The organism is Rugamonas apoptosis, assembly GCF_014042355.1.
Taxonomy (GTDB): Bacteria; Pseudomonadota; Gammaproteobacteria; order Burkholderiales; family Burkholderiaceae_D; genus Rugamonas; species Rugamonas apoptosis.
Genome location: NZ_JACEZU010000003.1, coordinates 432,634 through 453,940, shown reverse-complemented (window position 1 = coordinate 453,940; position 21,307 = coordinate 432,634). Strand labels below are relative to the sequence as shown.

Genomic DNA, 21,307 nt, shown 5'->3' with positions numbered 1-21,307 from the left:
TCCGGGCTAGCGCCCACTTCTTGTCAGAACAGATCGATCGCGCCGGCCACCGGCGCCACCTTGAGCCGGCTGGCGTATTCGATCTCGCGCCGCGCCAGCGTATCGTTATGGGTTTGCATCAGCTTCTTGACCAGCACCTTGCCGGTGCGGGGGAAGAAATACACCTTGCGCGGATGGATGTCGTTCAAATCCTCGGCCACCACGCGGATGCGCTCGACCTTGAGGAAGTTGAGCACGAAGGCCGCGTTGCGTTCGCCCACGTTGATGGCCGTGAAGCCTTTCAGCACGGCGCCGCCGCCGAACACTTTCGCTTCCAGGTTCTCGCGCTTGGCGCCGGCCTTGAGCAGGTCGTTGATCAGCACCTCCATCGCATACGTGCCGTAGCGGGCCGAGGCCGACACGGGACTGCCGTCGCCGCCGCCGTCGGGCAGCATGAAGTGGTTCATGCCGCCCAGCCCCGTGGTGCGGTCGCGGATGCAGGCCGACACGCAGGACCCGAGCACCGTCACGATCAGCATATCCTTCTTGGTGTAGTAATACTCGCCGGGCAGGATCTTGGCGGCATCGCAGTCGAACGTTCTATCGTAATAGACGTTCGTGGCAAATTGTTCGAGGTCCATGTTCTATTCTCACGTCCGGTGGGCCGCAACCTTGTGCACCGCGCCCTGGTGCGGGGTATCGAGCTCGTACACCGTCTTGCCGCGCAATTTCAAGGAGTCCGACACGTAGAGGAAGTTCTCCGAATGGCCCGCAAACAGCAGGGCATGCGGCTTCATCAGGGGCACGAAGCGCGACAGGATCTTGCGCTGGGTGGCCTTGTCGAAGTAGATCATCACATTGCGGCAGAAGATGACGTCGAACTGCCCGCTGATGGGCCAGCTGTCGGCCAGCAGGTTGAGCTGCTTGAAGGTGATCAGCTGGCGCAATTCAGGGCGCACCCGCACCATGCCCTCGCGGTCGCCCTTGCCCTTCAGGAAAAAGCGGCGCTGGCGCTCGGGCGCCATCTTCTCGATCCGGTCGATGGTGTAGACGCCATTGGCGCCCGTGGCCAGCACGTTGGTGTCGATGTCGGTGGCGATGATCTGGCACGGCGGCGTGAGCGTGTTGAACGCCTCGCACATGGTCATGGCGATGGAATAGGGTTCCTCGCCGGTGGAACTGGCAGAGCACCAGATGGTGATCGGCCCCTGCAAGTGCTTCACATGCTCCGCCAGCAGCGGGAAGTGATGCGCCTCGCGGAAGAACGACGTCAGGTTGGTGGTCAGCGCGTTGGTGAACGCCTCCCACTCCTCGCCCAGCCGACCCGCTTCCAGGTCGTCCAGGTATTTGCCGAAACTATCGATGCCGGTGGCGCGCAAACGCCGCGCCAACCGGCTGTACACCATCTCCTGCTTGCTGTCGGCCAGCGAGATGCCGGCCCGTTTGTAGATCAGGCCGCGAACCCGTTCGAAGTCCTTGGCGTTGAAATCAAACTCTTTGACGGTGTCTTTACCATTCGGCATTTGTTATACCCTTCACTGATTCCTGCAACAATGCCTGCCTTGCTATACCGGCCAAACGGCCGGCTTAAAACTCTTCCCACTCGTCGCCAGGCGCGGCGGCGGCCAGCTTCTTGGGCGCGGCCGGACGGGCCGTGACGGTTGGACGCACCGGCGCCGGGGCCGGGGCAGGACGGGGCGCGGCCACGGCCGGGGCGGCGGCGCGCACCGGCAGGGCCGGACGGCGGACCTGGTCTTCATGCGACAGCTTGAAGATGCTGACCGCTTCGGCCAGGTTGTGGGCCTGTTCCTGCATGCTCTCGGCGGCCGCCGCGGCTTGTTCCACCAGGGCCGCGTTCTGCTGCGTCATCTCGTCCATCTGGGTGATGGCCTGGTTCACTTCCTCGATGCCGTTGCTCTGTTCCTGGGTGGCGGCCGTGATTTCGCCCATGATGTCGGCCACCTGCTTGATCGAGGTCACGATCAGGTCCATGGTCTGGCCCGCCTCGTCCACCAGCTTGCTGCCGGCATCGACCTTGTCCACCGAGTCGCCGATCAGTTCCTTGATCTCCTTGGCGGCGCCGGCCGAGCGCTGGGCCAGGTTGCGCACTTCGGATGCCACCACGGCGAAGCCGCGGCCCTGCTCGCCCGCGCGGGCCGCTTCCACGGCCGCGTTCAGCGCCAGGATGTTGGTCTGGAAGGCGATGCCGTCGATCACGCCGATGATGTCGAAGATCTTGCGCGACGATTCCTTGATCGAACCCATGGTATCGACCACCTGCGACACCACCGCGCCGCCCTTCTCCGCCACCGAGGAGGCCGAGACGGCCAGCTGGTTGGCCTGGCGCGCGTTGTCCGCGTTCTGCTTCACGGTGGAGGTCAGTTCCTCCATCGAGCTGGCCGTTTCCTCCAGCGAGCTCGCTTGCGCTTCCGTGCGCGAGGACAGGTCGGCGTTACCGGAAGCGATTTCCTGCGAGGCCGTGGTGATGGTCTCGGTGCCGATGCGCACTTCGCCCACGGTCTTGACCAGGCTCTCGTTCATGTCTTTCAGCGCCTGCAGCAGTTCGCTGGTTTCGTCATGGCCTTCCACCGTCACCTGCGAGGTCAGCTCGCCGGCCGCCACTTTCTGTGCCACCACCAGCGCGCCCGACAGCGGCACCGTGATGGAACGGGTGATGATCAGCGCGCAGCCCACACCCAGCGCCACGGCCACGGCGCCCAGGCCGAACAGCATCAGCATCAGCTGGGTATCGGAGCTGACGGAATTGTCCATCACCTCCTTGGCGGCCGCTTGCTGGATGTCGACCACCTTGTTGATCAGGGCCAGCGTCTGCTGGTTCAGCGGGTCGATGCGGCTGGCGATCACCTTGGCCGCGCCTTCGCTGTTAAAGGCCAGCACCTGGCCGATGGCTTCCTTGAAGGCGGCGTCGGTGTCGGCATCGAGCGTGGCGATATCGCCCAGGATCTTCTTTTCCGCATCGTTCAAGCCCAGGCTCTTGAGCTGGCCGGTGGCCGTCTCATAGACCTTGCGCTGGTCCTTGACCTTGGCTTCCTCTTTCTGCATCAGGCTCACGTCCGACTGCAGGCCGATGTTGCGCATCGCGATGCCGGTTTCCAGCATGGCGCTCTTCATGATGGCCGCCTGCAGACTCTTGGCGGTCGACAGCTGCAAGCCCTTGGTCAGCTTGGCCTTGTTGCTGTAATTGAGGAAGTTGGCCGACAACACCATGGCCACCAGGATCAGCAGGATGACGCCGAAGCCCAACATCAACCGCGACCCAATTTTAAAATTACGCAAATTCATTTCAGTTCTCCCCTTTTACCTGCTCTAGTTACCGCGCCCCGCTCTCGCCTGGGCGCTACGCCGCACTGCCGCCCTCTGCGGAGCGTCGATGGCGTGGTATCCGTTGCCGCTTGCGCGGCGCCTGTGCACTGGCCTCAGGCGGCCAGCGTCTCGATCAATCCCATCTCCGGGCTCGACATCAATTTATCGATGTCCACCAGGATCAGCATGCGCTCGTCGATCGTGCCCAGACCGATCATGTAATCGGTGCTGAACGCGGTCCCCATTTCAGGCGCCGGTTTGACCTGCTCCGGCGTCAACGTGGTCACGTCAGACACCGAATCGACCACCATGCCGACGATCCGTCCGCCGATGTTCAGGATGATCACCACGGTAAATTGGTCGTAGACCGGGGTGCCCAGGTTGAACTTGATGCGCATGTCCACCACCGGAATGATGATGCCGCGCAGGTTAATCACACCCTTGATGAACTCCGGTGCGTTGGCGATCCGGGTCACGGCCTCGTAGCCGCGGATCTCCTGCACCTTCAGGATGTCGATGCCGTACTCCTCCTTGCCCAGCGTGAAAGCCAGGAATTCGTGGCCGGCGATCTCTTTTGCTCCTATGGTAAGCGCTTCCGCCATAATACGTCCCTATTTGTAAATCAATGAATTCATGAAAAGATCGATTCGTCGGCCAGTTGGCGCGACGAGCGTATCAAGGCCGCCACATCGAGGATCAGCGACACCCCGCCGTCGCCCAGGATGGTGGCGCCGGAGATGCCGGCCACCTTGCGGTAATTCGATTCCAGGTTCTTGACCACCACCTGCTGCTGTCCCACCAGGTCGTCGATGAACAGGCCGGCCTTGCGCCCTTCCGTCTCGATGATGACGACGATGCCCTCGGACGGGCAGGTGAAGCGCGGCGTGATGTCGAACATCTGGTACAGCGGCACCAGCGGCAGGTATTCGCCGCGCACCTTGACCACCTTGCCCTTGCCGCTGATTTCCTTGACGTCTTCCGGCGCCGGCTGCAACGATTCGATCACGAAGCCCAGCGGCAGGATGTAGACTTCCTCGCCGACCCGGATCGACATGCCGTCCAGGATCGCCAGCGTGAGCGGCAGCGAGATCGAGATGGTGGTGCCGTAGCCCTTGGCCGAGCGGATGTCGACCACCCCGCCCATGGCCGTGATGTTGCGCTTGACGACATCCATGCCCACGCCGCGGCCGGAGACGTCCGTCACCTGTTCGGCGGTGGAAAAGCCGGGCGCGAAGATCAGCTGCCACACGTCGGCGTCGGGCATGCTGTCGCTCACGGCCAGGCCGCTTTGCATGGCCTTGGCCAGGATCTTCTCGCGGTTCAAGCCGCCGCCGTCGTCCGACACTTCGATAATGATGTTGCCGCCCTGGTGGCTGGCCGACAGGAACAGCCGGCCCGCGTCGGCCTTGCCGGCGGCGCGCCGCACGTCCGGCATCTCGACGCCGTGGTCGATGCTGTTGCGCACCAGGTGGGTGAGCGGATCGACGATGCGTTCGATCAGGCCCTTGTCCAGCTCCGTGGCGGCGCCATTGGTGATGAAATCGACTTTCTTGCCCAGCTTGGCCGCCAGGTCGCGCACCATGCGCGGGAAGCGCGAGAACACGAAGTCCATCGGCATCATGCGGATCGACATCACCGCTTCCTGCAGGTCGCGGGTGTTGCGGGTCAGCTGGCTGACGCTGTTGAGCAGGCGCTCGTGCACCATCGGGTCGAGCGTGTCGACCCGCTGCTCGATCATGGCCTGGGTGATCACCAGTTCGCCCACCAGGTTGATCAGCTGGTCGACTTTCTCGATCGAGACCCGGATCGAGGACGATTCGGCGCCCGGCGCGGCCGTGCCCTTCTCTTCCTTCTTGCCGGGCTTTTTCTCATGTTCCTCGGCGTGCTGCTGCACCACCACGGGAGCCGGTTCGGCCGGCAGGCCGGCGGCGCTGCGGATCTGTTCGAGCGGCTGGAAGAAACCATAGCCGCGCGCGTCGTCCGCCCCTTCGGCGGCGGCGGCGCGGATTTCGTCGAGCGGCTGGAAGAAGCCGTAGCCCTGGCCGGACTGGCCGGCGGCGGGACCGGCGGCCGGCGCGGCCGGCGTCAAGTCCACGGGATCGAAGAAGCCGTAGCCCAGCGCATCCTCCGCCTTGGCCCGTTCCGCCTGTTCCAGGCTGGCCTGTTCGGGTGTCAGGGCCGGCAATTCAGTGACCACCATCTGGTCCGGATTGAGCACGAACGAGCAGATGGCGATGATGTCGTCCAGGCTTTCATGGGTGGTGACCAGCATGGCGTTGCGGTCGTGGTCGAGCGGGGTGATGGAGACGTGGCCCATCAAGCCCAGCTCCGCGCCCAGCGCCGTCACTTCACGGTGCGCCATGACCGGCAGTTCCAGCCGGTAGCGCCGCCCGCCGCTGTGGTCCACGCTGGCCGCTTCGGGCGCGCCGTGGAACGACGGCGCGATATGGGCCAGTGCGGCCACCGGCGCGTCCTGCGACAGCGATTGCAGCATCATGCGCACGTCGGCCACGGCATCCTGGTCCACCTCGGCGCCGTGGCGGTGGCCGTCCAGCTGCATCTTGAGTATGTCCTTGGCGGCCAGGAAGGCGTCCACATGCTCGGAGGTGAGCGCCATCTCGCCCTTGCGCACGCGGTCGAGCAGGGTTTCCAGGATGTGGGTCACTTCCGTCATGTCGGTCACGCCGAACGTGGAGGCGCCGCCCTTGACGGAATGGGCGGTGCGGAAGATCGCGTTCAGATCCTCGGCGTCGGGCGCGTCGATGTCGACGGCCAGCAGCAGCCGTTCCATTTCAGCCAGCAGTTCCTCGGCCTCATCGAAGAAGACCTGGAAGAACTGGCTAATATCGATGGTCATGGTGAGACTCCGTGAAGTTCGCTTTGCATCAGTGCACTCGCTTCATCAGCCGATGACCTTTTTCACAACCTCGATCAGGCGCTGCGGATCGAATGGCTTGACCAGCCAGCCATTGGCGCCGGCGGCGCGCCCCTTGGACTTCATTTCGTCGGACGATTCCGTGGTCAGCATCAGGATCGGCACTTTCTGGTAAGCGGGCAGCTCACGCAGCAGCTTGATCAGCTGCAGGCCGTCCATGCGCGGCATGTTCTGGTCCGTCAGCACCAGGTCCACCGTCTGCAGCTTGGCTTTTTCCAGACCGTCCTGGCCATCGACCGCCTCCACCACCTGGTAGCCGGCAGCCTTGAGGCTGAAGGCCACCATCTGGCGCAGGGAACTGGAATCATCAACTGCAAGTATTGTTTTAGCCATCTTTGCTCTCACTCTTCAATTCCGGGGCCACGCCCCTCTTTTTTAAATCGATCATGCGCCGGACCGGGCTAGAACAGCTCGATATCGCCGCTCTCCAGGTGTTTTTGACTGACAGCCTTGCGCAGCACGCTGCGCAGTTCCAGACTCTGTATCGCCAGCGCCATGCTGACCTTGCCCAGCAACGCCACGATTTCCTCGTTGTCGCTCTCGGGCAGCATCTCGGCGCCATGCGCGCCCAGGGTGCCCAGAAACTCGCGCAAGCCGGTGACCCGTTTCAGGGTGCGGTCGATCAGCTGGCTCGTCATGTCCTGGAACTGCATGCTGGTGATGGCCGCGTTGACGTGGTTGCCCACCTGGGCGTGCAACTCCTCCAGCTTGGCCTTTTGCTCGGCCGTGGGGGTGCCGCCGGCCAGCAGCAGCTGGATGGTTTCCTGCTCCGCCTCCACCGCCTGGTGGATGGCCATGAAGTTGAAGGTCAGCTTCTCGATCGCCTCTTCCAGCAGCAGGCCGGTCTGGATCAAGTCGGTCTCCACTTCCGTCAGGTGGCGCCGGCCATGGTCGGACACGCCGGACAACAGGCGCTTCACATGGGAGCCCAATATTTTTTTTCTCGTCATAACTGTCTCAATCTCCTGCTCATCCTTCCGCGCGCCGCGCCAGCGTCATTTGCCGGCCGCGGCGGCCGCCGCCCTGGTTGCAGGTTCGGCGGTGCCGACATCGATTTTGGCGCTGTCGCGCATCACATTTTCTTCCGTCTTCTTGTTCATCACAATGATGCTGATGCGGCGGTTGATGGGGTTGAACGGGTCTTGCTTGTCCAGGTTGGCGGCCGAGGCCAGCCCCACCACACGCAGTATCTTGTTCTCGTTCATGCCGCCGGCGATCAGGGCGCGGCGCGAGGCGTTGGCGCGGTCGGCCGACAATTCCCAGTTGCTGTAGCCGGCATCGCTCATGTAGGGGGTGGCGTCCGTGTGGCCGGACAGGCCGATCTTGTTGGGCACGTCGTTCAGCACGAAGCCGATCTCGTACAAAATGTCGCGCGTGTAGGGCTGCAGCTCAGCCTTGGCCAGCGCGAACATGGGGCGATTCTGCTCGTCGACGATCTGGATCCGCAAGCCTTCGCTGGTGAAGTCCAGCAGCAGCTGGTTCTTGTACTTCTTGAGCAGCGGGTTCGATTCGATCTTCGATTCGATCTTGTCCTTCAGGGCCTGCAGGCGCAAGGTTTCCTCGTGCTCGAGCGCCTGCTTGGCGGCCGACAGGTTGTAGGTTTTCTTCATGGACGGATCATCGGTGGCCTTGACCTGGCCTTCCTTGCGCGTCAAGTCCTTGCCGCCGCCGGGGATGACGGACGAGCTGTCGCCGCTGCCGGCGCCGCCCTGCATGGCCACCTTGAGCGGGGTCTTGAAGTATTCGGAGATGCCGTTCAAGTCGCCCTTGGTGGTGGAGCCGAGCAGCCACATCAACAGGAAGAAGGCCATCATGGCCGTCACGAAGTCGGCGTACGCGATCTTCCACGCGCCGCCGTGGTGACCACCGCCGCTCTTCTTGATACGCTTGACGATAATTGGCCGCAAGCCTTCTTCAGCCATGTCCTGTCCTTGTGATGTGCGTCATACCCGAGATCATACCGTGCGGTCAGACTTACTTTGACTTCGATTTCTTGATATGGTCCTCTAACTCGGCGAAGGTAGGACGCTCGGTCGAGTACAGCACCTTGCGGCCGAATTCCACCGCCAGCGCCGGCGCGTAGCCATTCAGGCTGGCCAGCAAGGTCACTTTGACGCATTGGTACATCTTGGTCGACTCCTCCAGTTTCTGTTCCAGCAAACTGGCCAGCGGACCGACGAAACCGTAGGCCAGCAAGATACCGAGGAAGGTACCGACCAGCGCGTGCGCGATCAGGATGCCCAGCTCGGCCGGCGGAATGCCCACCGATTCCATGGTGTGCACCACGCCCATCACGGCCGCCACGATACCGAACGCCGGCATGCCGTCGCCCAGCTTGGCCAGCGCGTGGGACGGCACCATGCCTTCGTGGTGGTGGGTATCGATCTCGTTATCCATCAGGTTTTCAATCTGGAACGCATCCATATTGCCCGACACCATGAGGCGCAGGTAATCGGCCATGAACTCGATAATATGGTGGTCATGCAGTACGGCAGGATACTTGCTGAACAAGGGGCTCTCATGCGGCGAATCAATATCGCCTTCGATCGACATCAAACCTTCCTTGCGGACCTTGGACAGGATGTCGAACAGCAGCGACATCAGCTCCATGTACAGGTCTTTGGTGTAGCGCGACCCCTGGAACAGGGTCGGCAATGCGGCCAGCGTGGCCTTGATGGCCTTGCCGTTGTTACCGACCAGGAAGGCGCCCGCCGCGCCGCCACCGATCATCACCAGTTCCAGCGGCTGCAGCAGCGCGGCCAGATGCCCGCCATTGAGCGCAAAACCGCCGAACACGCCAGCGCAGACTACGATATATCCAATGATGACTAACAAGTGCGCTGACTCCCCTCAATGTGCGGCATCGCGCCGCCGGCTCCGTCACAGTGGTGAAGCTGGACGCCGGCTGCGCGAAGAGGGCCGGCATGGTCGCTCAGCCGCCCTCTGAATTCAATAAGTTTATACGTGGAACTACAATAACGTGAGATTGGCTACCCGGCAAGTAAATAACACGAAATGATGCTTAAAAGTACCATGCGTACAGAGTGGGGCCGCCCACGATGGGAACCAGGGTGCGGTCGGGGGCGCGGGCGGCGATGCCGAACTCATAACTGAGCAGGACGGTCCCGGGCCGCATTTCCGCTGACGCCTTGCGCCACAGGCCCGCCATGGCGGCCGGCGACAGGTAGGCGAACACGAGGTCAAATTGAGCGAAATCAAGTAATTCATAATCGCCGCGCAGGAAGCGGGCCGCACTCCCCGCCAGCCTGGCCCGCACGGCACTCACGGCCCACGGCAACGGTGCCAGTTCGATGCCCACGCAATCGGCATCGGGACGGCGGCGCGCCAGGTACAGCACCAGCCCGCCCAGCCCGCTGCCGATATCGATCATGCGTACCGGTCCGGCCGGCAGCAACGGCTCGACGGCCTGCCACACGGCCAGCCGCGACGGGTAGTACGGCACCTGGGTGCGGAAGGTGGACCAGTACAGCACCAGCAGGAACAGGAAGGCGCCCAGGAACAGCGACGGCGGCAGATGCAGCGCGCTGGCGCCCAACAAGGCGACAGGGAACAGGCATTGGATGGGACGCCACCACGGCGCCAGGCCCAGCTTATACGTGGCCAGCGCCGCCAGCGCGCCCTGCAGCAAGGCCACGGTCAGCAGCGTGACAGGCAGGCGCACGGTGGCGAGCAGGTAAACCAGGAACAGCGTGGGCAGCACGGCCACGCACTGGATCAGCAAGGCTTGCACGGCGGGGGCACGCAGCAGGCGGCCGCGCGGCGCGGCTGGTGTGGCAGTGGCGCGAGGCGCGGGTCGCGTGGGAGGCGTGGGTTTGGTGGGCCGGCTCATGCCCTGCCCGGCCCGTGCCGGGAAACTGGGGTGGCGACCGTCACGCGGTCTGGGTGTCGGCGGCGCGGGATTTCTTGGTCTTGCCAGCGCGCGAAGGCATGTGGCACAGGCCGCAGACATAGCTGCCGTTCAAGTCCATGCTGTCGACGATGAACTTGCCCTGGCATTTGCCGCACGGGGCCAGCTCCAGCATCTTGCTGCTGAAGAAACGCACCAGGGTCCAGGCGCGCGTCAGCGACAGCAGCGGTTCCTGGCCCGGTTCCGGCGGCATCTGTTCCAGATACAGCTTGTAGGCCTTCATGATGGCTTCGATGCCGGTGGCGCCGGCATGGTCGACCAGAAACTTGTAGATATTAATGAACAGCGAGGAATGGATGTTCGGCTGCCAGGTGAGGAACCAGTCGGTCGAGAACGGCAGCATGCCCTTGGGTGGCGACACCCCTTTCAATTCCTTGTACAGCTTGAGCAAACGCTCGCGCGACAGCGACACTTCCGATTCAAGCAACTGCAGGCGGGCGCCGAGTTGGATCAGTTCGATCGCAAGCTGAATTTCCTGGGCTTCCGATACGACACTTTTCGTGGCCATGATGTGCTCTCCTGGATGTTGCTGGTGAAAAGTGGAATCTTAAACGATTTCTTCCACTGGCTGGCCGGCCATCAGGATGGCGGCGTGCGACTGGGCCAGCGAGCGATCCTTGTTGTGGCTGGTCAGCATGGACAGGATGGCGCTGTCGTCGAAGCGGAAGCGGGCCAGCATCATGTTGCCGCCGGCGAGCTTGAGGATCTGGGCGTTGCTCATGCCCTCGATCAGCTCGGCGATTTCAGCGGCGATGCCCAGGCGGAAGATTGCCGTCACCTTGTCCGCACGAATCATCTGCTGCGCCAACATCAGGTAGCTCAGGTTTGCGTCGCGAATTTCAGCCATCATATCGTTAGCAGTCATTTCCATCTCCTCGATCCGTTATCTTCAGCTCGGAACACAATTGCGTTTCCAGTGAGATACATTCTGCGGGAGCAACAAAAAACGGAGTAGAGGCTACTCTCTGTATTTTTCGTCGGGAAATAGCGGGTGCGACCTGTCGGTGTTTGTCTTACAAACACTCGCAGATCAGTCTCCAACGCCCTTGCGGCGCGGGTTTCAAGCGGTCGGGAAGCTTCAACAACATCCTGTCCTTAGCATCAAAATAGTGCGTTACAGCGACTCATTTTTGCCACATCTACACCGGTAACGGCAGCCTTTTCAGGAACTTTAGGGTCTGGACGAAAAAAATTGAAAAATTTTTCGATTTTTTACATCCGCCCCGCCGGGACCGTCCGAAGCATCTTTTCAGCCGCCTCATGAAACTGGTAACGGCAGGGTTTTGGGGAACTTTAGGGTTTTTTTGAATTTTTTTGAAAATTTTTGAAAATAATGGGGTGATCGGCCGCAAAGCCCCTGTTCATGCGGGTTTGCGGGCAATGCGGTGATCCGGGAACCGGGCGGATCGGCCCTGTTTTTGGCTAAAACGAAGAAAAAATTGCTACACTCGCGGCTAGCGCTTCAATTGTTGAGGCCTCAAGTATTTCCTCTACCCGAAGAAAGTTACTGAATGACTACTCGCATAGACTGTCAGGAAAGCGACGCGCGTGATCCGCTCGCCGCCCTGCGCGACCAGTTCGACTTGCCGCCATCCGTTATTTATCTGGATGGCAATTCTTTAGGCGCGCGCCCCAAGGCGGCACTGGCCCGCGCCCAGGATGTGATCGCCCGCGAATGGGGCCACGACCTGATCCGCAGCTGGAACACGGCCGGCTGGTTCGACCTGCCGCGCCGCCTGGGCGACCGGCTGGCACCCCTGATCGGCGCCGCCGCCGGCGAAGTGGTGGTGACCGACACCACCTCCGTCAACCTGTTCAAGGCACTGGCCGCCGCCCTGCGCATGCAGGCCGACGACCCGGAACGGGCCGCCCGCCGCGTCATCGTCACCGAACGCAGCAACTTCCCCACTGATATCTATATGGCGCAGGGCCTGTCGTCCTGGCTGGCGCGGGGCTATACCGTGCGCCTGGTCGATACCGTGGACGAGCTGCCCCAGGCGATCGATGCCGACACGGCCGTCGTCATGCTCACCCACGTCAACTACCGCACCGGCTACCAGCACGACATGGCCGCCACCAGCGCCCTGGCCCATGCGCGCGGCGCCCTGATCGTGTGGGATCTGGCCCACTCGGCCGGCGCCGTGCCGGTCGACCTGCACGCGGACGGCGCCGACCTGGCCGTGGGCTGCACCTATAAATACCTGAACGGCGGCCCCGGCGCGCCCGCCTTCATCTGGGTCCCCCCCCGCCACCAGGCCCGCTTCCAGCAACCGCTGTCGGGCTGGTGGGGCCATGCGGCGCCGTTCGCGATGGCGCCCCACTTCAGCGCCACGGACGGCATCGGCCGCGCCCTGTGCGGCACCCAGCCGGTGGTATCGCTGGCCATGGTCGAATGCGGCCTGGACGTGTTCGCGCAAACCACCATGGACGTCATCCGCGCCAAGTCGCTGGCCCTGACCGACCTGTTCATCGCCTTGGTGGAGCAGCGCTGCGCCGCCCATCCGCTGGAACTGGTGACGCCGCGTGAGCACGCCCGCCGCGGCAGCCAGGTCAGCTTCGCCCATCCGCATGGCTATGCCGTGATGTCGGCCCTGATCGCGCGCGGCGTGATCGGCGACTACCGCGAGCCGTCCATCATGCGCTTCGGCTTCACACCGCTCTACACCAGCCATGCCGACGTGTGGGACGCGGTCGAGATCCTGCGCGACATCCTGGACCGGCAAGCCTACGACGTGAACGCCCAGCGCGACGCCGTGACCTGACACTTTATATAGAGCACTCCATGAGCGAACAAGACAAACAAGGCGCGGGCGGCTGCCCGCACTCCACCCAATGGCATGGCGCCCAGATGGACTTCAGCAAATCGATGAGCTACGGCGACTACCTGGGCCTGAACCAGATCCTCAACGCGCAGCATCCACTGTCGCCCAACCATAATGAAATGCTGTTCATCGTCCAGCACCAGACCAGCGAACTGTGGATGAAGCTGATGCTGCACGAGCTGCACGCCGTGCGCACCCACCTGCGCGCCGACGACCTGGCGCCCGCCTTCAAGATGCTGGCCCGCGTGGCCCGCATCATGGATCAGCTGGTGCACGCATGGGATGTGCTGGCGACCATGACGCCGCCCGAATACACGGCCATCCGCCCCTACCTGGGCGCCTCGTCCGGCTTCCAGTCGTATCAGTACCGCGAGATTGAATTCATCCTGGGGAACAAGAACGCGGCCCTGCTCAATGTGCACAGCACCACGCCGGAAGTATTCGCGCTGCTGGATACGGCGCTGCGCACACCGTCGCTGTACGACGAATCCATCCATCTGCTGGCCCGTAGCGGCCTGGCCATCTCGCCCGAACGCCTGAACGCGGACTGCACCCAGCCCACCGTGGCGGACGCCTCTGTCAAGGCTGCCTGGCTGGAAGTGTACCGCGACCCCGACCACCACTGGGCCCTGTACGAGCTGGCCGAGAAGCTGGTCGACCTGGAGACGGCGTTCCGATTCTGGCGCTTCCGCCATGTGACGACGGTCGAGCGCATCATCGGCTTCAAGACCGGCACCGGCGGCACGGCCGGCGTGAGCTACCTGCGCAAGATGCTGGACGTGGTGCTGTTCCCGGAACTGTTCGCCCTGCGTACGGAGCTGTAACGGTACGGCCGCGCACAGTCGCGGCCCACTTCGGCTATCATTGCCTTTCATTTAACATTGAAAGGGCGACGCATGGAACCGCAGGTACTGACGCTGGCCGGATTGTGGAATTCGGGACCGCTGCACTGGCAAACCCAGTGGGAAGCCAAACATCCCGGCTGGCTGCGTGTGCCGCATCGCGATTGGGACACTCCCGACTGCGCCGAATGGGTGGCGGAACTGGATGCGGCCATCGCCGCCTGCGCACAGCCGCCCGTGCTGGCCGCACACAGCCTGAGTTGCAGCCTGGTGACGCGCTGGGCCGCCTCCGGTTCGCGCGCGCGGGTGGCCGGCGCCTTCCTGGTCGGCCCCAGCGACGTCGATGCGCCCAGCTACCCCGACTGCACCACCGGCTTCCAGCCCATGCAGTTGGCGCCGCTGCCCTTCCCCAGCCTGGTGGTGGCCAGCACCGACGATCCATATGTCCGCATCGAGCGCGCGCAGCAGTTCGCGGCCGCGTGGGGCAGCCGCCTGGTGACCATCGGCGACGCGGGCCACATCAATGGCGACGCCGGCTACGGCCCGTGGCCGGAAGGTGAACAGCTGCTGCTGGACTTCTGCGCTCAGCTGCAGCGCTAGATAGACCCTTATCCCAGCAGCAGGAACTCCTCTTTGCGAGGCCAGGTCTAATGGTGGCGGGCGACAGTCCGCCCGCCGTTTCAAGAACCAGCAAAGGAGATAAGATGAATAAGCAAATCCGACATGGCGCGGCAGCATTGACGCTGCTGCTCTCGACCATGACAGCGGCCCACGCGGCCAGCTACGCATTCCTGCTCGACGGGGCGCACGAGGACCCAGCCAACGCCTCCAAAGGCATAGGCGCGGCGGTCATCAATTTCGACGACCTGATGCACCAATTGCAGGTCACCGTCGCCTATGGCGGACTGGATGGCGTGACCACGGCCGCCCACATCCACTGCTGCACCACCTCACCAGGCACCGGCAGCGCGGGGGTGGCCACGGAACTACCCAGCTTCACGGGCTTCCCGCTGGGCGGCCACGGCGGCGCCTACACCCACCTGTTCGACACGTCGCAAGCGAGCAGCTGGAACCCGGCCTTCATCACGGCCCACGGCGGCACCACAACGGGCGCGGAAAAAGCGCTGATGGCAGGACTGAGCGGCGGCGAAGCCTATCTCAACATCCACTCGGACAAATATCCGAACGGCGAGATACGCGGCTTCACGCCAGCCGCCCCGGTACCTGAACCGAGCGGACTGGCCATGCTGGCTGTCGGCCTGCCTTTGTTGTTGCTCAGGCGGCGGCAGCGCGGCTAGCACATACCGTCCAGCCCAAAAAAAGGCGCCCCGCTCACTCACGTGAACAGGGCGCCCATTCATGGCACCCGGCCGTACGGCCGGGTTCAACTACTTGCGCTTACTTGGCCGCGCTGTTGAGCAGCATTTCGTTCAAACGCTTGACGAAGGTGGCCGGATCGCTGAGCGAACCGCCTTCGGCCAGCATGGCCTGGTCGAACAGGATATGGGCCCAGTCATTGAACTGGCTGCCTGCGTCCTGGTACTTCAGGCGCGTCACCAGCGGGTGGTTGGGGTTGATTTCCAGGATGGGCTTGGAATCGGGCGCGCTCTGGCCGGCCGCCTTCAGCATGCGCAGCAGGTTGCCGGACAATTCGTGCTCGTCCGCCACCAGGCAGGCCGGCGAATCGGTCAGGCGGAACGTGACGCGCACGTCCTTGGCCTTCTCGCCCAGCGCTTCCTTCATCTTGGCCACCAGGTCCTTGTAGGACGATTCGGTTTCCTCGTGTTCCTTCTTCTCGGCCTCGTCCTCCAGCTGGCCCAGGTCCAGGCCGCCCTTGGCGACCGACACCAGTTCCTTGCCTTCGTAGTCCTGCAGGAACGACAGCATCCACTCATCCACGCGGTCCGTCAGCAGCAGCACTTCCACGCCCTTCTTGCGGAAGATTTCCAGATGCGGGCTGTTCTTGGCGGCCTTGTAGTTATCAGCCGTGACGTAGTAAATCTTGTCCTGGCCTTCCTTCAGGCGCGCCACGTACTGCTCGAACGAGACGTTCTGCTCGTCGTTGTCGTTGTGGGTGGACGCGAAGCGCAGCAGCTTGGACAGGCGTTCCTTGTTGGTGGCGTCCTCGCCGATGCCCTCTTTGAGCACCTGGCCGAATTCCTTCCAGAAGGTGGTGTACTTGTCCTTCTTGTCCTGCTCATCGGCGTTGGCCAGTTCCTCCAGCATGCCGATCACGCGCTTGGTCGAGCCGTCGCGGATCACCTTCACGTCGCGCGACTCCTGCAGGATTTCGCGCGACACGTTCAGCGGCAAGTCGGCCGAATCGATCACGCCTTTCACGAAGCGCAAATAAGTCGGCATCAGTTGCTCGGCGTCGTCCATGATGAACACGCGCTTGACGTACAGCTTGATGCCGCTGCGCTTGTTGCGGTCCCACAGGTCGAACGGGGCCTTGGCCGGGATGTACAGCAGTTGCGTGTATTCGCTGCGGCCTTCGACCCGGTTGTGGGTGTGGGTCAGCGGTGCCTGGAAGTCGTGCGAGACGTGCTTGTAGAACTCCTCGTACTGCTCGTCGGTGATATCGGACTTGTTGCGGGCCCACAGGGCGCTGGCCTGGTTGATGGTTTCCAGCTCGTCCTTGAGCACGGTTTCCTTCTTCTCCTCGTCCCATTCTTCCTTGCGCATCATGATGGGCAGCGAGATGTGGTCGGAGTATTTGCGGATGATGGACTTGATCTTCCAGCTCGACAGCAGCTCGTCCTCGCCTTCGCGCAGGTGCAGGATGATGTCGGTGCCGCGCGAGGCCTTCTCGATCGCCTCCACGCTGTAATCGCCCTCGCCGCCCGATTCCCAGCGCACGGCCTCGTTGGCGGCCGCGCCGGCGCGGCGGGTTTCGACCGTGATCTTGTCGGCCACGATGAAGCCGGAGTAGAAGCCCACGCCGAACTGGCCGATCAGGGCCGCGTCCTGCTGCTGGTCGCCCGACAGTTTGCCGAAGAATTCCTTGGTGCCCGATTTGGCGATGGTGCCCAGGTGCGAGATGGCTTCCTCGCGGTTCATGCCGATGCCGTTGTCGGAAATGGTGATGGTGCGCGCTTCCTTGTCGAAGCTGACCTTGATCTTCAGTTCGTGATCGTTGCCGTACAGGGCGTCGTTATTGATCGCCTCGAAGCGCAGCTTGTCGGCCGCGTCCGACGCGTTCGACACCAGCTCGCGCAGGAAGATTTCCTTGTTCGAGTACAGCGAGTGGATCATCAATTGCAGCAGCTGTTTCACTTCAGCTTGAAAGCCCAAGGTTTGCTTTTCGTTGTCAGCCATTTTTACCTCTAGTTAGTCTCGGTTGATACAGGGTTTGTTGCACGGATTTTCCGAAGGTGGGGATTATAAGAGCGAATTCAAGCCCGGAGTAACAATTGACCCGCCAAACGTGAAACACTCAGCCATAAATGTGACAATTGGTGTATTTTTAACTTGCTTTATTGACTATATTGAAATCAGGCGATCACGCATACTGCTTCCACGGCGCAGACGTCATCTCACGGGCGGAGGACACCATCGATGAAGCGCAACTAATCTTGGGCACCCGGCTGGCCTGGAGCATGGGGCTGGCAGGGTTTTGGGCGCTCGGTTATTTCACAGCCGGCGCATGGCTGCATCCGGCGCCCATTTTTGATCCGTCTACCGCACTGGATGCGGCTATCCCGTTCGCCGGACTGGCGCTGTGGCCCTATCTGTTCGGCATAATCTGGATCGCCATGCCAGCCGTACTGCTACAGTCACCCGCACTGTTCCGGCACACCGCCCGCAGCTATGCGCTGCTGATCGCCTTTTCGCTCCTGTGTTTTGTGTTGCTGCCGGCCGAAGCGCCCGAGCTGCGCCGCCAGGCCAGCGGCGCCGGACTGGACCCGCTGACCGCCTGGGCCCTCCAGCGTCTGCATGCGATCGACCCGCCGCGCAACCTGCTGCCGTCATTGCACGTGTCGCTGGCGGCGTTGGCCACTTGCGCGCTGGCGCGGAGCGACACCCGCTGGCGACTGCCGGCCACGCTGGTGCTGGCCATGATCGTGGCGGCCGTCTGCCTGTCCAAGCAGCACACGGTGGCCGACGCCGTCGCCGGCCTGCTGGCGGCCTGGTTGTGCGATCGTGTTGCGCGCCGCCTCAATCCCGCACCGCGCCTGCCTCCGCGCCCACCGCCGCCCTGAACGGCGCAATCATGCCCTGCTCCAGCAGATAGCGCACCAAGTAGCTGGCGGTCTGCTCCAGCGTAGGGTCGGCCCGGCCGCCGGGCAGGCTATCGCGGGCCTGGCGATAGGCGCTGCTGCTGTAGCGCTTGAGCTGCATGGCGGCGATCTTGCCGGCTGACCGGTTGAAGAAATCGAGCAACGGATAGACGGGATCGCTGGCCGAACAGCGCAGGTTGAGCTGGTCGATGAAGCGCGGTATGTCGTAGTAGCGGAAGCGGTAACCGAAGTCGCGCTCTATCACCCGCGTCAGGGCCGTCATGCTGTAGTAGCGGTCAGCCGTCACGTGCAGCGGCGTGGCCGGCGCGTGCACCTGGCGCGCGATGGCGACGATGTTGTGGGCGATGACGTCCGCCGCCACGATGCTGAGCTGGTTGGGCGTATCGACGGCGATCCCGTGCCGTATCATGAACGCCAGCATGCGCAACGCCACGTCGTTGTCGTCACCGGCGCCTTGGGTCGAGACGGAAATCAGCGCGGGCCGGTAGATGCGCACGTCCATGCCGCCGGCGCGCGCGGCCAGCGCCTGCTGTTCGGCCACCCATTTGCTTTGCGCGTAACCGAAGTCCAGCGCCTCCATGCCCGCGTTGCAGTCCAGCTCCAGCAGCACGCCCTTGGCGCTCCAGCCGAAGATAAAAGTGCTCGACACCAGGTGCAAACAGCGCGCCCCGCTGTCGCGGGCCAGCAGCAGGGCCGTGCGCGTGCCCTCGACATTGGTGGCGCGCATGGCTTCATACGTCATCACGTAGTTGACGCAGGCGCCGTTGTGGAACACCTCGCCCACGCTGGCCGCCAACGCCCGCCACTGTGCCAGCTCCAGTCCCCACAACGGCTGCGCCAGATCGCCGCACACGGCGCGCACGCGGGCGCGCAGTTGCGCTTGCAGCGAGGGCGTGAGCAGGCGCGCGTGGCGCAAGGCTGCCTCTACGCGCGCCATCGCGGCAAGCGGATCGGCGGTGCGCACCAGCACCACCAGTTCATCGTCGCCCTGGCGCAGCAGTTCATCCAGCAGGAAGGGTCCGAAGAAACCCGTCACACCCGTCAACAGGATGGCGCGCCGGGCCGTTCCTGTTGGCGGCGCCCGGTAGTCCGTGTCGGGCAGCGGACGCGCGCGGTCTTCCTGCATGCGGACCGCGATGGCGTCGTCCAGTGAAGCGCGTAGTTGGGCCAGCGCCGCCATGGCAGCATCGGCCCCGCCATCGTGACTGTAGTCGAGCGGCGCCAATGCCGACAACAAGCTGCGCTGCGACAGGCGCTGCAACAACGGCGCGTCGAGTGCCTCGGCCAGCGCGCCGGAACCGAAGCCGCGCAACACCTGTTCCAGTTCCATCTGGATTTCCGCCAGCGCCAGCGAATCAATACCCAGGTCGGCCAGCGCCACGCCGTCGCTGGCGATCCCCTGGCGGGCGAACGCACGCCGTACGGCGCCGCGCCAGTTCCGCTGGTCCGCATCGGGCTCCTCCTGCTGCGTCAGGCTGGGGGCATCGTTGCGCCAACTCGCCAGCCTTTCGGCCTTGCCAGCCTCGAACAGCGCGCGCGTCTCGGCCCGCGCGATCTTGCCCGAAGTGGTCATGGCGACCGTGCCGGGCGCCACCACATGCAGTTGATCGGGCAGCAGGCCACAGACGGCGCGGATGGCCAGCGCCAGCGCCGCGGGATCAGGCAAGGCTTCGGTGCGCTGCGGTTCGGCCAGCACGGTCACACCGCCGTCATCGCATTGAAACGCGCAGATGCCGCGTGGCCGCACGGCCGCGCCGCTGGCGGCCACCGCTTGCTCCAGGTCGTCCGGGAAGAAGTTGGCGCCGCAGATGATCAGCATGTCCTTGCTACGGCCGCACACATACAGTTGGCCCTGATGCAGGAAGCCCAGATCGCCCGTGCGCAAGGGCCACGCGTGATTGGCGCCGCCCTTCTCGTCAACCGCTTCGCCCAGCAGCGCGCGCGTGGCCACCGCATTGTTCCAATAGCCGCTGGTGACGCACGGGCCGCCGACACGGACTTCGCCTACTTCCAGCTCCGCCAGCGGCCGGCCGCTGTCCGGCGCGCAGATCCGCACCTCCACCCCGGCCACCGGCTTGCCGCAACTCGCATATTCGACGATGCCTGTGCCGTCGTCGGCCTTCGCCAACGCGAGCGTGGACATGCCGGCGCGTGCGTCGCGCAGCACAGCGACGCTGCCGCAGCCACCGTGCGTGACGTTCAGCGTGTTCTCCGCCAGTCCGTAGGCCACCGTGCACGCGCCACGGGCCAGTCCGAAGCGGGCGAAGCGATGATGGAAGCGCCGTATCGTGTCCGGCCGCGCGGGCTCGCCGGCGTTCATCAGCACCCGCAGGCAAGACAGGTCCACGCCATCCAATTCGGCATCCGGCACTTTGCCCTCGCGCAGGCAGTAGTCGAAACCGAAATTGGGCGACGAGCTGTAGGTCGCGCCCACTTCCGAGATCATGCGCAACCATAGTGCTGGCCGGCGCAGGAAGTCGACGGGCGCGAAACCGTAGTTGCAGCCGCCCGAGACGATGGGAAAAAGGTAGTAGCCGATCAGGCCCATGTCGTGATGCTGCGGCAGCCATGAGACGCCCGTGGGCACATGATCGAGCGTGGCGCGCGCATTGGCGATCACGTTCTGGTGGCTGACCATGACCCCACGCGGCAGGCCGGTGGAGCCGGACGTGTATTGCAGGAACAGCAGCGGCTCGTGGCGGGCCGGCGGCACGCTGACCTGCATCTCCTGGGCCGCCGCGCCGTCGTCCAGCGCCAGCGCCAGCAATGGCCACGGCGGCGCCGTGCCGGCCGCGGCGAACAACTGCGCCAGCCGCGCCGCGTGCGCATCATCCGTCAGCAAGGCCGCCGCGCCACAGTTCTCGCCGATGGCGCGCAAGCGGCGCATGGCCGTGTCGCCGGCGGTACGCGGCAAGGCCACCGGCACGCCGATCATGCCGGCGCGCGCGCAGGCGAGCAACGCCGCCACGCCTTCCAGTCCCGCTGGATGGGCCAGCAGCACGCGCGCGCCCGGCGCCAGTCCGGGTGTGGCCATCAGGCGCGCGGCCAGCGCCAGCGTGCGCGCATGAAAAGTGCGGTAGGTGTGGCGGGCGCTGGTTTGCCCCAGGCGGTCGCGAAATTCGAACAGGACCTTGTCAGGCTGCAGGCAGGTCCAGTGTTCGAGCAAATCGAAGATGGAATCCATGGGCGCAAGCTCCGGCGATGCACGGCTTCATAGGACAACTCGTGCAGTTAGA

19 protein-coding genes are annotated in these 21,307 nt (G+C 63.7%); 5 read left to right on the top strand and 14 right to left on the bottom strand.

Annotated features, from left to right (window positions below; genetic code table 11):
• Positions 1–23: 23 nt before the first annotated feature.
• The 12 genes from cheD to flhD form a co-directional block, all read right to left on the bottom strand.
• Positions 24–620, bottom strand: a complete 597-nt coding sequence (gene cheD, locus H3H39_RS08630; protein ID WP_182152947.1) for a chemoreceptor glutamine deamidase CheD — start codon at positions 618–620, stop codon at positions 24–26.
• A 9-nt stretch (positions 621–629) separates the two neighbouring features.
• Positions 630–1,502 (bottom strand): CheR family methyltransferase, encoded by an 873-nt coding sequence (locus tag H3H39_RS08625; RefSeq protein WP_182152946.1) that lies wholly within the window; start codon positions 1,500–1,502, stop codon positions 630–632.
• 64 nt (positions 1,503–1,566) lie between these two features.
• Positions 1,567–3,282 (bottom strand): methyl-accepting chemotaxis protein, encoded by a 1,716-nt coding sequence (locus H3H39_RS08620; RefSeq protein ID WP_182152945.1) that lies wholly within the window; start codon positions 3,280–3,282, stop codon positions 1,567–1,569.
• Positions 3,283–3,416: 134 nt separating this feature from the next.
• A complete protein-coding gene (locus H3H39_RS08615; RefSeq protein WP_182152944.1) occupies positions 3,417–3,905 on the bottom strand; it encodes a chemotaxis protein CheW in 489 nt (162 codons plus the stop codon).
• A gap of 29 nt (positions 3,906–3,934) precedes the next feature.
• A complete protein-coding gene (cheA, locus tag H3H39_RS08610) occupies positions 3,935–6,160 on the bottom strand; it encodes a chemotaxis protein CheA (protein ID WP_182152943.1) in 2,226 nt (741 codons plus the stop codon).
• Between the two features lie 45 nt (positions 6,161–6,205).
• Positions 6,206–6,571 carry a response regulator gene (locus H3H39_RS08605; protein ID WP_182152942.1) on the bottom strand — a complete coding sequence of 122 codons (366 nt, stop codon included), beginning with the start codon at positions 6,569–6,571 and terminating at the stop codon, positions 6,206–6,208.
• 68 nt (positions 6,572–6,639) lie between these two features.
• Positions 6,640–7,188: a chemotaxis protein gene (locus tag H3H39_RS08600; RefSeq protein WP_182152941.1), complete on the bottom strand. Its 549-nt coding sequence runs from the start codon at positions 7,186–7,188 to the stop codon at positions 6,640–6,642.
• A gap of 45 nt (positions 7,189–7,233) precedes the next feature.
• Positions 7,234–8,160: a flagellar motor protein MotB gene (gene motB / locus H3H39_RS08595; RefSeq protein WP_182152940.1), complete on the bottom strand. Its 927-nt coding sequence runs from the start codon at positions 8,158–8,160 to the stop codon at positions 7,234–7,236.
• 52 nt (positions 8,161–8,212) lie between these two features.
• Positions 8,213–9,073: a flagellar motor stator protein MotA gene (motA, locus tag H3H39_RS08590; RefSeq protein WP_182152939.1), complete on the bottom strand. Its 861-nt coding sequence runs from the start codon at positions 9,071–9,073 to the stop codon at positions 8,213–8,215.
• Between the two features lie 187 nt (positions 9,074–9,260).
• Positions 9,261–10,088, bottom strand: coding sequence for a class I SAM-dependent methyltransferase (locus H3H39_RS08585; protein WP_229217928.1), 828 nt, complete (start codon positions 10,086–10,088; stop codon positions 9,261–9,263).
• A 40-nt stretch (positions 10,089–10,128) separates the two neighbouring features.
• Positions 10,129–10,674 (bottom strand): flagellar transcriptional regulator FlhC, encoded by a 546-nt coding sequence (gene flhC, locus H3H39_RS08580; protein WP_182152938.1) that lies wholly within the window; start codon positions 10,672–10,674, stop codon positions 10,129–10,131.
• Between the two features lie 39 nt (positions 10,675–10,713).
• The gene (flhD, locus tag H3H39_RS08575) at positions 10,714–11,031 is read right to left on the bottom strand and encodes a flagellar transcriptional regulator FlhD (protein WP_182152937.1); all 318 of its coding nucleotides are present in this window, start codon (positions 11,029–11,031) and stop codon (positions 10,714–10,716) included.
• Between the two features lie 646 nt (positions 11,032–11,677).
• Between flhD and kynU the strand changes: the two genes are divergently transcribed.
• From kynU to H3H39_RS08555, 4 genes are all read left to right on the top strand, one after another.
• On the top strand, positions 11,678–12,928 hold the full coding sequence (gene kynU, locus H3H39_RS08570; protein WP_182152936.1) for a kynureninase: 1,251 nt from the start codon (positions 11,678–11,680) through the stop codon (positions 12,926–12,928).
• 20 nt (positions 12,929–12,948) lie between these two features.
• Complete coding sequence (kynA, locus tag H3H39_RS08565; protein ID WP_182152935.1) at positions 12,949–13,812, top strand: tryptophan 2,3-dioxygenase; 864 nt, start codon at positions 12,949–12,951, stop codon at positions 13,810–13,812.
• 72 nt (positions 13,813–13,884) lie between these two features.
• Entirely contained in the window at positions 13,885–14,430 is a 546-nt protein-coding gene (locus H3H39_RS08560) for an RBBP9/YdeN family alpha/beta hydrolase (RefSeq protein WP_182152934.1), read from the top strand.
• A 104-nt stretch (positions 14,431–14,534) separates the two neighbouring features.
• On the top strand, positions 14,535–15,128 hold the full coding sequence (locus H3H39_RS08555) for a CHRD domain-containing protein (RefSeq protein WP_182152933.1): 594 nt from the start codon (positions 14,535–14,537) through the stop codon (positions 15,126–15,128).
• A gap of 100 nt (positions 15,129–15,228) precedes the next feature.
• Here H3H39_RS08555 and htpG read toward each other — a convergent pair whose 3' ends face one another.
• Positions 15,229–17,148 (bottom strand): molecular chaperone HtpG, encoded by a 1,920-nt coding sequence (gene htpG, locus H3H39_RS08550; RefSeq protein ID WP_182152932.1) that lies wholly within the window; start codon positions 17,146–17,148, stop codon positions 15,229–15,231.
• Between the two features lie 257 nt (positions 17,149–17,405).
• On the opposite strand from htpG, the gene H3H39_RS08545 reads away from it, so the two are divergent.
• A complete protein-coding gene (locus tag H3H39_RS08545) occupies positions 17,406–18,032 on the top strand; it encodes a phosphatase PAP2 family protein (protein ID WP_182152931.1) in 627 nt (208 codons plus the stop codon).
• On the opposite strand, the gene H3H39_RS08540 is transcribed toward H3H39_RS08545, so the two are convergent.
• Complete coding sequence (locus tag H3H39_RS08540; protein ID WP_182152930.1) at positions 17,989–21,255, bottom strand: thioester reductase domain-containing protein; 3,267 nt, start codon at positions 21,253–21,255, stop codon at positions 17,989–17,991. The two genes, H3H39_RS08545 and H3H39_RS08540, sit on opposite strands and share 44 nt — an antisense overlap.
• Positions 21,256–21,307: the final 52 nt, after the last annotated feature.

Excerpts from the sequence above, each read along its gene's own strand:
- cheD (WP_182152947.1), bottom strand. The coding sequence starts at position 620 with ATGGACCTCGAACAATTTGCCACGAACGTCTATTACGATAGAACGTTC.
- H3H39_RS08625 (WP_182152946.1), bottom strand. The coding sequence starts at position 1,502 with ATGCCGAATGGTAAAGACACCGTCAAAGAGTTTGATTTCAACGCCAAG.
- H3H39_RS08620 (WP_182152945.1), bottom strand. The coding sequence starts at position 3,282 with ATGAATTTGCGTAATTTTAAAATTGGGTCGCGGTTGATGTTGGGCTTC.
- H3H39_RS08615 (WP_182152944.1), bottom strand. The coding sequence starts at position 3,905 with ATGGCGGAAGCGCTTACCATAGGAGCAAAAGAGATCGCCGGCCACGAA.
- cheA (WP_182152943.1), bottom strand. The coding sequence starts at position 6,160 with ATGACCATCGATATTAGCCAGTTCTTCCAGGTCTTCTTCGATGAGGCC.
- H3H39_RS08605 (WP_182152942.1), bottom strand. The coding sequence starts at position 6,571 with ATGGCTAAAACAATACTTGCAGTTGATGATTCCAGTTCCCTGCGCCAG.
- H3H39_RS08600 (WP_182152941.1), bottom strand. The coding sequence starts at position 7,188 with ATGACGAGAAAAAAAATATTGGGCTCCCATGTGAAGCGCCTGTTGTCC.
- motB (WP_182152940.1), bottom strand. The coding sequence starts at position 8,160 with ATGGCTGAAGAAGGCTTGCGGCCAATTATCGTCAAGCGTATCAAGAAG.
- H3H39_RS08585 (WP_229217928.1), bottom strand. The coding sequence starts at position 10,088 with ATGAGCCGGCCCACCAAACCCACGCCTCCCACGCGACCCGCGCCTCGC.
- flhC (WP_182152938.1), bottom strand. The coding sequence starts at position 10,674 with ATGGCCACGAAAAGTGTCGTATCGGAAGCCCAGGAAATTCAGCTTGCG.
- flhD (WP_182152937.1), bottom strand. The coding sequence starts at position 11,031 with ATGACTGCTAACGATATGATGGCTGAAATTCGCGACGCAAACCTGAGC.
- kynU (WP_182152936.1), top strand. The coding sequence starts at position 11,678 with ATGACTACTCGCATAGACTGTCAGGAAAGCGACGCGCGTGATCCGCTC.
- kynA (WP_182152935.1), top strand. The coding sequence starts at position 12,949 with ATGAGCGAACAAGACAAACAAGGCGCGGGCGGCTGCCCGCACTCCACC.
- H3H39_RS08560 (WP_182152934.1), top strand. The coding sequence starts at position 13,885 with ATGGAACCGCAGGTACTGACGCTGGCCGGATTGTGGAATTCGGGACCG.
- H3H39_RS08555 (WP_182152933.1), top strand. The coding sequence starts at position 14,535 with ATGAATAAGCAAATCCGACATGGCGCGGCAGCATTGACGCTGCTGCTC.
- htpG (WP_182152932.1), bottom strand. The coding sequence starts at position 17,148 with ATGGCTGACAACGAAAAGCAAACCTTGGGCTTTCAAGCTGAAGTGAAA.
- H3H39_RS08540 (WP_182152930.1), bottom strand. The coding sequence starts at position 21,255 with ATGGATTCCATCTTCGATTTGCTCGAACACTGGACCTGCCTGCAGCCT.